General features: G+C 67.3%; 8 protein-coding genes. 4 read left to right on the top strand and 4 right to left on the bottom strand.

Features of this window, described 5'->3' with window-relative positions; all coding sequences use genetic code 11:
• Window positions 1-104 precede the first annotated feature (104 nt).
• The 3 genes from PXJ20_RS06820 to PXJ20_RS06830 all read right to left on the bottom strand — a co-directional run bounded on the left by PXJ20_RS06820 (window position 105) and on the right by PXJ20_RS06830 (window position 5,792).
• Entirely contained in the window at window positions 105-1,835 is a 1,731-nt protein-coding gene (locus PXJ20_RS06820) for an ATP-dependent DNA ligase (RefSeq protein ID WP_421029618.1), read from the bottom strand.
• Window positions 1,832-3,040 carry a ligase-associated DNA damage response exonuclease gene (locus PXJ20_RS06825; protein WP_421029619.1) on the bottom strand — a complete coding sequence of 403 codons (1,209 nt, stop codon included), beginning with the start codon at window positions 3,038-3,040 and terminating at the stop codon, window positions 1,832-1,834. The genes PXJ20_RS06820 and PXJ20_RS06825 overlap by 4 nt, the downstream gene beginning before the upstream one ends.
• A 103-nt stretch (window positions 3,041-3,143) precedes the next feature.
• Complete coding sequence (locus PXJ20_RS06830) at window positions 3,144-5,792, bottom strand: PAS domain-containing sensor histidine kinase (protein WP_017776201.1); 2,649 nt, start codon at window positions 5,790-5,792, stop codon at window positions 3,144-3,146.
• A gap of 336 nt (window positions 5,793-6,128) precedes the next feature.
• On the opposite strand from PXJ20_RS06830, the gene PXJ20_RS06835 reads away from it, so the two are divergent.
• Window positions 6,129-6,716: a Spy/CpxP family protein refolding chaperone gene (locus PXJ20_RS06835; RefSeq protein WP_411828934.1), complete on the top strand. Its 588-nt coding sequence runs from the start codon at window positions 6,129-6,131 to the stop codon at window positions 6,714-6,716.
• A 154-nt stretch (window positions 6,717-6,870) separates the two neighbouring features.
• On the opposite strand, the gene PXJ20_RS06840 is transcribed toward PXJ20_RS06835, so the two are convergent.
• Window positions 6,871-7,230, bottom strand: coding sequence for a helix-turn-helix domain-containing protein (locus PXJ20_RS06840; RefSeq protein WP_017776199.1), 360 nt, complete (start codon window positions 7,228-7,230; stop codon window positions 6,871-6,873).
• A gap of 510 nt (window positions 7,231-7,740) precedes the next feature.
• Here PXJ20_RS06840 and PXJ20_RS06845 point away from each other — a divergent pair.
• The 3 genes from PXJ20_RS06845 to PXJ20_RS06855 are packed head-to-tail and all read left to right on the top strand — an operon-like array spanning window position 7,741 to window position 12,257.
• A complete protein-coding gene (locus tag PXJ20_RS06845) occupies window positions 7,741-8,763 on the top strand; it encodes an efflux RND transporter periplasmic adaptor subunit (RefSeq protein WP_233425756.1) in 1,023 nt (340 codons plus the stop codon).
• 22 nt (window positions 8,764-8,785) lie between these two features.
• Window positions 8,786-12,037, top strand: a complete 3,252-nt coding sequence (locus PXJ20_RS06850; protein ID WP_421030937.1) for an efflux RND transporter permease subunit — start codon at window positions 8,786-8,788, stop codon at window positions 12,035-12,037.
• A gap of 10 nt (window positions 12,038-12,047) precedes the next feature.
• Window positions 12,048-12,257: a YgaP family membrane protein gene (locus PXJ20_RS06855; protein WP_017776196.1), complete on the top strand. Its 210-nt coding sequence runs from the start codon at window positions 12,048-12,050 to the stop codon at window positions 12,255-12,257.
• Window positions 12,258-12,294: the final 37 nt, after the last annotated feature.

Below are 12,294 nucleotides of genomic sequence, written 5' to 3' on the forward strand. Positions count from 1 at the left end.
AGGAACGGAAAGAGGTTTCGATAAGGAATGGCGAACGCGCCGCCAGCACAAAAAGGGCACGTAACAAGGCCCGACGCCCGCAAGGGGACACACCAGGCGATGTTCTAGCCCTTGATAAAGCCCTTCAGCGTGGCGAGCGTATCGGCGTCTTCAATGCTCTTGTCCGTACGCCAGCGCAGCATGCGCGGAAAGCGCACGGCCACGCCCGACTTGTGCCGCCCGCTCGCCTGAATGCCCTCGAAGCCGATTTCGAACACGAGCGTGGGCCGCAGGCTGCGCACCGGGCCGAACTTCTCGACCGTCGTCTTGCGCACGATCGCATCCACCTCGCGCATCTCGGCATCCGTGAGCCCCGAATAGGCCTTGGCGAAGGGCACCAGCGTGCGCACGCCGCCGGCCTCGTCCCACACGGCGAAGGTGAAGTCCGTGTACAAGCTGGCGCGCCGGCCGTGTCCGGGCTGCGCGTAGAGCAGCACTGCATCCACCGCGTAGGGATCGATCTTCCATTTCCACCACGCGCCCGCCGTCTTCGTGCGACCCACGCCGTACAGCGACTCGCGCCCCTTCAGCATCAGGCCTTCCACGCCGCGCGCGCGGCTTTCTTCGCGCAGCGCGGCGAGCGCGGCCCAGTCCGGTGCCTCGGCCGCCGTGACGAGCGGCGACAGACGCAGCGGCGGCGCGGCAACCTCGACTGCGGGCTGGCCCGGCATGCCAGGCGAGCCAAGTTTTTCAAGCCGCGCGCGACGCACTTCGAGCGGCGTGGTCCGCAGATCTTCGCCTTGCGCTTCGAGCAGGTCGTAGGCCACGAAGGTGGCCGGATAGTCGGCCAGCACCTTCTTCGTGAGCGTCTTGCGCGTAATGCGCGGCTGCAGTTGCGCGAACGGCAGCGGCACGGCGGCGCCGGGCGCCCACGCGAGGATTTCGCCGTCGATCACGTAACCGTCCGGCAGCGCGCGGCCAAGCGCTTCGATCTCGGGAAAGCGGTCGGTGATCAGGTCCTCACCGCGCGACCACAGCCACACGCATCCCGCGCGCTTGACGAGTTGCGCACGAATGCCGTCCCACTTCCATTCCACGAGCCAGTCGCTTCGCGCGCCGAGCGACGCCGGCTCGTCCTGCAACGGATGCGCGAGAAAGAACGGATACGGCAGCCCGGCGTCGCCCGCATGCACCTGCGTCGCGAGGTCCGCGCGCAACGGCTGCTGTCCGGTCTGCGCGTCGCCGTCGCGGGCGCTCTCCTGCCACGCGGGCGCGACGAGGCGCAGATAGCGCGCGGCGTCCGGCGTCTGACGCGAATCCGTCCAGCCGACCATGCGCTGAGCGACGAGCTTGTGATCGACGCCCGCTACATCGGCCAGCGCACGCACGACGAGCTGCCGCGCCACGCCCACCCGGAAGCCGCCGCCAATCAGCTTGATGAGCAGAAAACGGCCGCTCCAGTCCAGTTCGTCCCACCACGCAGTGAGCCGCTCGCGCAGCGTCTCGGGAGCCGCTCCGCGCAGGAGCAGCAGCCGATCCTCGATCCATTGCGCGAGACCGAGTTCCGTCGTGCGTGCCGCGGGCGGCAGGATGTGCGCGATGGTTTCCGCGAGATCGCCCACGGCCTCGTACGACTCGTCGAAGAGCCACTCGGGCAAGCCTGCGCGCTCGCGCGCGATCTCGACAAGCAAACGCGTGGGCACCGACTGCCGCGGCTTGCCGCCCGCGAGAAAGTACGAGGCCCACGCGGCGTCTTCGGGCGGCACCGCGCGGAAGTACGCGATGAGCGCGTCGAGCTTGTCGCGCGTGGACGTGGTGGCGTCCAGCGCCGCGTAGAGCGCAGCGAAACGCCTCATGACGGCGTGTCTCCGGAAGCATCTGCGGCGGTGTCCGGGTTCTCGCCTGCGTCCGCGCGTTCGCTGTCCTCCGCGTGGTCGCCGGCGTTGGCATCGTGCCGCGATGCCGACTGCTTTTGCGCGAGCGATGCGAGCGATGCGGGCGATTCAGGCGATCCACCCGCCGCCGCGGCATCAAGCGACTGCGCCACCGCGTCCGCTTCCACCGCGTCGCCGCCGTACTCGGTGGCGAACGCTTCGGCTTCGAGCCCTGTCTCGCGCAGCCAGCGCACGAGCGGCTCGACATGCCCGTGCGTGACGATGACGCGTTCAGCCTTCGTCGCAGCAATCGCGCTCAGAAGCCCGGGCCAGTCCGCGTGATCGGAAAGCACGAAGCCGCGGTCCACGCCGCGCCGGCGACGCGTGCCGCGCAGCCGCATCCAGCCCGACGCGAAGGCGTCGCTGTAATTGCCGAAGCGGCGCAGCCACACGCTGCCCTGCGCGGAAGGCGGCGCAACAATGAGCGCGCCCTTGAACACGTCGCGCGCCTTCGGCGGCATGTCGGCCGTGAGCCGCGTCTCGGGCAAGGCCACGCTCGCCGCGCGATACGCGCGGTTGAGCGGCTCGACCGCGCCGTGGCAGAAGATCGGGCCGATGGCGGCATCGACGCCCGCCAGAATGCGCTGCGCCTTGCCGAACGAATAGCAGAACAGCACCGACGCGCGCGCCTGCGCCGCGTTGTGGCGCCACCACGAGTCGATGCCTTCGAACACGCTGTGCGCGGGTTCCCATCGGTACACGGGCAGGCCGAAAGTGGATTCGGTGATGAAGGTGTCGCACCGCACCGGCTCGAAAGCATCGCAGGTGGGATCCGCTTCGAGCTTGTAGTCGCCGGAGACCACCCACACGCGACCGCGATGTTCGAGGCGCACCTGGGCCGAGCCGAGCACGTGGCCTGCGGGATGCAGCGATACCGTCACGCCGTTGAGGGTGAGCCGCTCGCCATACGCCACGGCTTGCAGGCTGATGCCGGGCAGTCGCGCGAGCAGCACGCCGGCACCGGCGGCCGACGCAAGGTAACGGCCGTGCCCCGCCCGCGCGTGATCGGCGTGCGCGTGAGTGATCACGGCCCGCTCCACGGGACGCCACGGATCGATATAAAAATCGCCCGCCGGACAATACAAACCTTCGGGGCGCGCAACGATCAGGTCGGCAGAAGGATTCAAGACGAAAGCTTGCGGCAGGACGTAAGCGATTTCGTCAGTTTAACGGCGCCAGCCGACGCACGCCGGCCATGCCCACCCCAGCAACCTCACCCGCGCGACGCGTTCAGTCCGTGCGCCGTATGCGCTGTGCGCCGTTCATCGGAATGCGTACGGCAACGGAAGTGCCGCAGCCCCGCGCGCTCGCAATCGAGATCTCGCCGCCCAGCATCAGCGCGCGCTCGCGCATGCCGACAAGGCCGAACGACTTCTCGCGCACGGTCGTGGAATCGAAGCCGCGCCCGTCGTCGCGCACTTCGAGCACCCAGTCGTCGTTCGCCTGGGCAAGCGAGATCGTGACCTGCTCCGCCGACGCGTGCCGCACGACGTTCGTCAGCGCCTCCTGCACGATGCGAAAGAGCGCGACGGCCAGCGCCTCGTCGAGAACGAGGCTGTCGTCGGGCACGCGCAGACGGCACCGGATGCGGCCATCGCGCGCAAGCTCGGCCGCGAGCCATTCGAGCGCCGCGACAATGCCCGCGTCGAGCGCCGCGGGCCGCAGTGAAGCCACGACGTTGCGCACCACGCCGATGGTGTCGTCGGCGAGTCCGAGCAGGTATTGGCAACGCTCCGCCAGCACGGGATGGTGCGGCGCAAATTCGAGCCGCAGCGCCGACACGCCCATGCGCAACGCGGTCAAGTGTTGTCCCAGTTCGTCGTGCAGTTCGCGGGCAATGCGCTTGCGCTCTTCCTCGCGGGCCGTTTCGCGCCGCGACGTGAGCTCCTGCAGCAAGGCATACGAATCGCGCAGCTGATGCTCGGCATACAAGCGCTCCGTGATATCGGTCCAGATGGTGAGCGCCCCGCGTATGTCGCCGCCCGCATCGCGCTCGGGCACGGCGCTCACGTGCCAGCCGACCGGCTTGCCGTCGCGTTCCCACGTGAGATCGAACCGCGTGCCGACGCCGCTTGCCATGACCTCTTCGAGCGTCGTCGTGATGGCCGGCAGTTCGGGCATCGCCGTGCCCGGCAATTCGGCTGGCGTCTTGCCGAGCGCGTCCTCGGCGGCCACCCCGCACACCGCTTCGAACCGCGGGTTCACGTAGGCATGCCGGCCGCTGCGGTCGTAACGCACGATCATCTCCGGCGCGTTTTCGGCCAGCGTGCGAAACGCGGCCTCGCTCGCGCGCGCGGCGAGTTCGGCCGTTCTCAGCGGCGTGATGTCGCGCGCCACGGTGAGCACGCTCACCACCTTGCCCTCGGCGTCCTTTTCGGGAATGTGGCGCGCTTCGTAGATTCGCCCGACCCCGTTCGTGGCCCAGTGCGTTTCGAGCCCGCGGGCCTCGCCGGTGGCGAACACTTCGCGAATGCCGTCTTCCAGCATGCGCGTCTGGACGCCGTTGACGCCCGCGCTCATCTCGCCGATCCGCCTGCCGACGAACGCGTCCTGCGAAACGCCGCTCGTCGCGGACACGCGCGGGTTCACGTAGAGATAACGGCATTCGCTATCGAAACGGACGAGCGGATCGGGGAAGTTTTCGGCCAGCGTGCGAAAGCGCTCCTCGCTGCGCTTGAGTCCATCGATGTCGCGGCAGATGGCGAGCACGGTAGCCACGCGTCCGTCCGGCGCGAACTCCGGAACCATCCGCATATGGCCCCAGCGCAGCTCGCCCTGGCGGTTGCGAAACCGCACTTCGTCCACCCATTCCGCGCCGGTTTCGACGACGTGCCGCAGCCGGTCCACGTAGCCGGGAATGTCCGTGATGGGCGACGTCTCGATGGCCGCCACGCCCCTCGTACGAACCTCGGCGGGCGCGAGCAGCGCAAGCAGCGCCGGGTTGGCGTAGACGCGCCGGAACGCGAGGTCGTAGCGCGCGATGTAATCGGGCGAATGCTCGACGAGCGCGCGAAACGCCTGCTCGCTCGCATAGAGCCGCTCTTCTGCGTTGCGGCGTTCGGTGATGTCGCGGCCGATCGCGAGCACGCCCGTGATCTCCTCGTGCGGCCCGCGCTCCGCAGTGATGCGAACGTGGTGATAGCGCAGATCGCACCCGTGTGCGCCGAACACGAGTTCGAGCGTGCGCGACTCGCCGGTTGCAAGCGTGGCCGCAATGGCGGCCTCGTATGCGGCAAATTGCGGATCCTCGGTGTGCCCGGTGGGCGTCGCGCCCAGCATGTCCTGCACGGGCCGGCCGATGATCGCGGCGAGGCCCGGGTTCGCGTAGACGAGCCGGCATTGCCGGTCGTAGCGGCAGATGATGTCGGGCGTGCTTTCGGCAAGCCGCCGGAACTGCGCCTCGAGTTCGAACTGCGCCAGTGCCAGCCCTTCGGCTCGCCTGCGTTCCGTGATGTCGCGCACGAGCGCGAGGTTGTAGGCACGCCCGCCGTGCTCGAAATAACTCGCCGTGATCTCGACGGGCACGGTCAGACCGTCTTTGCGCCGATGGGTCGATTCGACAAGGAGCGAGCCCTTCGCGCGCAACTCGTCCCAGGCCTCGCGCCAGCGCGTGTCGGTCCACTCGGGATCGATGTCCATGACGCGCAAGGTCAGCGCCTCGTCGCGGTCGTATCCGAGCGAGCGGCAGGCTTCGTCGTTGACGTAGAGAAAACGCGCGTCCTCGTCGATCAGATAGGCCGCCTCGCGAACGAGGTTGAGCACAACGCTCAACAGATGCAGCAGGGCCTGCGGACTGGCGGCCGTCTGCGCGAGGCGCGCCGCGTCCACGGGCAACACGGCACCCTGCCCTTCGGGCGTCTCATGTCCGATGTTTTCCATGGAGCCCCGCGCGTGTCAGGTGAGATCTGCTCCAGCTTCCCGGGGCCGTGCGGCGGGCGAATGGGCGCTGGAACTCATTCGCCAAGCATAGCGCAAGGATAAGCCGGCAGCGATGCGGGGTCTCCTGCGCGGCACGGGGAAACGGCATGTTTGCTCACCGGGCGCGGCGGCGCGGCTCACCGTTCTTTGGTCAATCCTTTGGTCAATCCGGCATGCCTCGACGCCCCCTGCGCGGACACCGGTTGACGTGAGTCAATGGGCGCCTCGCCTGTCTTTCTAGACTCGGTGCAGATGTTCTCTTTGCCCTTGCAGCCGACCGATCAAATGGAGATGGCCATGTCCACTGCTTCGTACCCGAAACGCGTTGCGCTCTGCCTTGCCGGTGTCGTCGTCGCGGCAACCTTGGGAGCGAGCGCGCTTGCACAATCCCCCTCGCGACAGGATGGCACGCCGCAGACGCCATGCGGCAGAGGCGGCTACGGATGGGGGCCCGGCATGATGGGCGGGGCCGGGCCGGGCTATGGCGGCGGCATGATGGGCTACGGCGCGGGCCGCGGCATGATGCGCGGCTACGGTTACGGCATGGGCCCGGGAATGATGATGTCCGACGCGTGGACGGGCGGCCTGAACCTGACCGACGAACAGCGCGGAAAGATCCACCAGATACAAGACGAAACGCGCAAAACCCACTGGGCGCTGATGGGCAGCATGATGGATCAGCAGGCGAAGCTGCGGGATCTTTACGACGCGCCCAAACGCGACGCCGCTGCGATCGACGACGCGTACAAGGCGATCGACGGCATTCGTCAGAAGATGATCGACTCGTCGGCAGACGCTCACAAGCGCATGCAGGCGGTGCTGACCAAAGCGCAGCTCGACAAGCTTCGGACGTTCGAAAACCAGCAGGAAGAGCTCGGCTGGTGAGCATGGCCGCGGAGCCGGCATGGCGGCATAACGGCATGGCGCCGCAGGCGAGTAAGCCGGCAAGTAAGCAGGCCAGTAAGCCGGCTGGGTGGGCCCGCCCGAATGAGCCTGTCGAGCGCCGTGAATGCGCGCGAAACGCCCGGCTGCGGCGCGGCTAGCTACGTGAGCCCGCGCCCGTTTTGCGTGCTGCGCGGCCGCAGTACAACTCCGCAAGCGTTTCCATGATGGAGACGACTGCCGGGTTGGCGAGGCTGTAGTACATGTACTTCCCGTCGCGTCGCGCCGCGATCAGCCCTTCCTCGCGCAGCACGCCCAGTTGCTGCGAGAGACTGGGCTGATGCAGACCCACCCGCTCTTCGAGTTCTCCGACGTTGAACTCGCCCTCCGTCAACTGGCAAAGAAGCAGCAGACGGTCTTCGTGCGCCATGGCCTTGAGAAGCGCACTGCATTGCGCCGCGGACTTGCGCAGTCCGGTGAGCGCCTGTGTCGGTATAGAGGCTGGCATCTTTTTCATGACGTCCTGTCCGGTCATCATTGACTAACAATATACAAAAATATATATTAGTTTTGTGTATATCGAAAGGCGCCCGGAATGGAGTCCAAGGTGGCGCCCTTCTTCGATTTCATCGCTGCAACAACCCGCTCCGTCGCCCCCCCTGACAAGGGTTCGGCCCGATGCGCCTTTGCAGGCGGCAGTGCGCCGGCATTGTACCGTCCGCGGGAAAGCTTGCTGCGCGGGCGTACGGCAAGCGTATCGGGAAAGCACTGACACGAACCCGACGTTGACGTGAGTCAAAAGCAGCAGGAAACGCAGGCCGAAGATTGAACGTGCAGCAGATGGCGCCCGTGTGCGCATCGGCTGCAAACCAGCATCTGCATCATCGATGGTTGCCACACCATGAACAATGAACATCAAGAACAGGCGTCGAGACCAATGGGAAGGCCTGCGCAGGCAACGTGCACCCTGCCCGCGCGGCGCAGCGTTCTGACGCAAGGAGACCGTCCCCGCCACGGAGCGGCTCCGTTGTTGCGGAGGTGGGCGCTTGCCGCGGCACTGGGCATCGCCGTGCCGGCTGCTCACGCCGAAAAACTGGCCACGCTCGTGGTCGAACCCACGCCGGTTGCAGACGAGATCGTCACAGACGCGGTCGTGGAATCGGCGCGCCAGACCAACATCGCCGCCCAGGTCTCCGGCCGTATCACGGGGCTCTTCGTCAAGGCCGGCGACCACGTGAGCGCAGGCCAAAAGCTGCTCGCCGTCGACCAGCGCGCGGCCGACCAGCAACTGGCCGCAGTCCGGGCCCAGGCTGCCGCCGCGCAAGCGGAACTCGATGTCGCACGACGCGAGCTGGAACGCACGCAATTCCTGTTCGACCGCAAATACGTGAGCCAGGCTGCACTGGACCGTGCGAAAGCCCGTTACCAGTCGGCGTCTTCCATGACGGCGGCAAGACAGGCCGACGCCGGCGCCGCCGCTGTGGGCCCCAGCCTGCACAACATCGCGGCGCCCTACGCCGCCACCATTGCGAGCGTAGACGTGGAGCTGGGTTCGATGGCCATGCCAGGCATGCCGCTCGTCGCCCTCTTCGATCCCGCTGCGCTGCGCGCCGTCGCGACCGTGCCGCAGTCGCGCGCCACGGCACTGCGCACGGATCTGCCGGTGCGCATCGAATTGCCCGACGTGCCGGGCGCACAGCACTGGCAAACCGCGGCGTCGGTCACGGTTCTGCCGGTCACCGACCCGCTGAGCGACTCGGTCAAGGTGCGGCTCGCCTTACCCGCGTCGGCGGGCGATGCGGCCCGCCCCGGCATGTTCGCGCGCGCCCATTTCCTCGTCGGCTCACCGCGCCCGCGCCTGATGGTCCCGCTTGCCGCCGTGGTGCGTCGCACCGAAGTCACGGCGGTCTACGTCGTCGCGAACGACGGCAGCGCGTCGCTGCGCCAGGTGCGCCCCGGCGAAACGCGTGCCGACCAGGTCGAAATTCTCGCGGGACTGTCGGCCGGCGAGCGCATCGCGCTCGATCCGCTCGCGGCCGCAAAGCATTGAAGGGCGAGGCCACGTCATGACGATGGACACGCCGAAGCTGGGCATTTCCGGCCGCATCGCCGCGTTCTTTCTCGAGAACCGCATCACGCCGCTCATTGCGCTCGTCGCCCTGCTGCTCGGTCTCTTCGCGATGATGATGACGCCGCGTGAAGAAGAGCCGCAGATCAACGTCACGATGGCGAACGTGCTCGTGCCCTTCCCCGGTGCCAGCGCGCGCGACGTGGAGCGCATGGTCGCGGGGCCGGCCGAACAGGTGCTGGCGCAAATCAGCGGCATCGAGCACGTCATGTCCGTGTCGCGCCCGGGGCTTGCCGTGCTGACGGTGCAGTTCAAGGTGGGCGTGCCGCGCACGGAAGCGCTCGTGCGGCTCTACGACACGGTGTTCTCCAACCAGGACTGGCTGCCGAAAAACCTCGGCGTGCTGCCGCCGCTCATCAAACCCAAAGGCATCGACGACGTGCCCATCGTCGTGCTCACGCTGTACTCCACGCGCCCGGGCGGCAACGCATACGACCTGGAGCGCGTGGGCCATTCCATCGAGGCCGAACTGAAGCGTGTGCCCGGCACGCGCGAAGTGACGACCATTGGCGGCCCGCAACGTGCCGTCAACGTACTGCTCGATCCCGGCCGCATGCGCGCGGCGGGCGTCACGGTAGACGACCTGCGGCGCGTGCTCGTTACCGCCAACGCGAGCGCCACGGTGGGCGACCTCGTGCGCGAAAACAGCAGCATCCACATCGAGAGCGGCCCGGTACTGGACAACGCGCGCGACGTGGGCGACGTCATCGTCGCGGTCCACAACGGTCATCCCGTCTTCGTCTCCGACGTGGCGGCCGTGGTGGAAGGTCCGCCCGCCCCGACACACTATGTGTGGGAAGGCATTGCCGGCGCGCATCCCCCGCAGTATCCGGCCGTCTCCGTCACGGTCACCAAGAAGGCCGGCGAAAACGCCGTCACGGTCGCGAAGAACGTGCTACAGCGCGTCGACACGCTGCGCAACACCGTGATTCCCGCCGACGTGAAAGTCGAAGTGGCACGCGACTACGGCGTCACGGCCAACGCGAAGGCAATGAAGCTGATCGAGAAGCTCGCGTTCGCCACCACCTCGGTCGTGGTGCTCGTGCTCTTCGCGCTCGGCTGGCGCGAGGCGTCGGTGGTCGGCGTGGCCGTGGTCCTCACGCTCACCGCGACGCTCTTCGCATCGTGGGCCTGGGGCTTCACGCTGAACCGCGTGTCGCTGTTCGCGTTGATTCTCTCCATCGGCATTCTCGTGGACGACGCGATCGTGGTCGTCGAGAACATTCATCGCCATCGGCAACTGGAGCCTCATGCGCCGCTTGCGTCCGTGATTCCGCGCGCCGTGGACGAGGTGGGCGGCCCCACCATTCTCGCCACGCTCACGGTGATTGCAGCGCTGCTTCCCATGGCGTTCGTCACGGGCCTGATGGGGCCATACATGAGCCCCATTCCGATCAACGCGAGCATGGGCATGGCCATCTCGCTGTCCGTCGCGTTCATCGTCACGCCGTGGCTCTCGCGCATGTGGCTTGCTCACAGTCATCACGGCACAGACAGTACTAGCGGCGAAGGTGCCCAGGGCAAGTTGCGCGCGAAGCTCCAGCCGTTCTTTGCCCGCGTGTTCGCGCCGTTTCTCGACGAAACGCGCGGCTCGCGCAACCGCAAGCTGCTGTGGCTCGGCGTGGCGGGCGCCATTGCGCTGTCGCTCGTGCTGCCCGTGCTTCAGCTCGTCGTGCTGAAGATGCTGCCCTTCGACAACAAATCGGAGTTCCAGGTAGTAGTCGACATGCCCGAGGGCACGCCGCTTGAACGAACAGCCGGCGTGTTGAACGAGATGGGCGCCTACCTCGCCACGGTGCCGGAGACGGCGACCTGGCAGGCTTACGCCGGGCTCAGTGCGCCCATCAACTTCAACGGACTCGTGCGTCAGTACTACCTGCGCGCGGGCGGCAACGTGGGCGACATTCAGGTCAATCTCGTCGAGCAGTCGAAGCGCCACCGGCAAAGCCATGCCATCGCGACGTCGGTGCGGCCCGCGCTGGAGCGCATCGCGCAGCGCAATGGTGCGCGCGTGAAGGTGGTGGAAGTGCCGCCCGGGCCGCCGGTGCTCGCGCCCATCGTGGCCGAGGTGTACGGCGCGGGCGCGCCGCAGCGCAATGCCGTCGCGCATGCGGTGCGCGGCGTGTTCGCCTCGACGCCGGGTGTGGTCGATATCGACGACAGCACGGTGGTGGCCGCGGCCCAGCGCGACTTCGAACTCGACCGGCGCAAGGCGGGCCTCGTCGGCGTATCGCAGCAGGACGTCGCGCAGACGCTGCGCACAGGTCTCACCGGGGACGACGTCACCTATGTTCGCGACGGCAGCAAGTACCCCGCGCCGGTCCGTCTCGTGTTGCCGGCCACACTGGGCGGCGACGCATCGGCCCTGCTCGCGTTGACCGTGCGGGGCAGCGAGGGCCAACTCGTCCCGCTCTCTGAACTGGTGCGGCAGCGCGACACCCACGTCGAGCAGCCCATCTATCACAAGGATCTGCTGCCCGTTACCTATGTGGTGGGCGACATGGCCGGCAAGGTGGACAGTCCGCTCTACGGCATGTTCGAGATGCGCGGCCGTCTTGCGAAGCTGCCCGTGCCGGGCGGCGGCACGCTTGGGGAATGGTTCGTGAGCCAGCCCGACGACCCGTATCGCGGCTTCTCCATCAAGTGGGACGGCGAATGGCAGGTCACCTACGAAACGTTCCGCGACATGGGCATTGCCTACGCGGTGGGCCTCGTGCTCATCTATCTGCTCGTGGTCGCGGAGTTCGGCTCATACCTCACGCCGCTCATCATCATGGCGCCCATCCCGCTCACGATCATCGGCGTGATGCCGGGGCACGCGCTGCTCGGCGCGCAGTTCACGGCGACGTCGATGATCGGCATGATCGCGCTCGCCGGCATCATCGTGCGCAATTCGATCCTGCTGGTGGACTTCATCAATCTGCAGGTGGCGGCCGGCGTGCCGTTCCGCGACGCGGTCGTGCAGTCGGCCGCCACGCGGGCGCAGCCCATTCTGCTTACGGCGGTGGCGGCGATGATCGGCGCGCTCTTCATCCTCGACGACCCGATCTTCAACGGCCTCGCCGTCTCGCTCATCTTCGGGGTGCTGGTCTCGACGCTGCTCACGCTCGTCGTAATCCCGCTGCTCTACTACACGGCGTACCGGCGGCGTTTCGCGGCCGTGTCGTCCTCTCCGTCCTCTCCTTCCCACTCCTAAGGAGCCCATCATGACCTCCTGGCAAATCACGCGCGTCTTCGCGGGCATCGTCATCCTCGTCACGCTGGCGCTCGGTGCGCCGGCCAGTCCGCTTTTCATGAGCAGCTGGTGGCTCTGGGTCACGGTGTTCGTGGGCGCCAACCTGCTGCAAAGCGGCCTGACGCAGTGGTGTCCAATGGAAATCTTCCTGCGCAAGCTCGGCGTGCGCGGCGGTGCATGAAGCGCGGGGGCCGATGATGTCGCGTACCGAACGGTGG

The organism is Paraburkholderia sp. A1RI_3L (genome assembly GCF_048957895.1).
GTDB classification, from domain to species: domain Bacteria; phylum Pseudomonadota; class Gammaproteobacteria; order Burkholderiales; family Burkholderiaceae; genus Paraburkholderia; species Paraburkholderia kururiensis.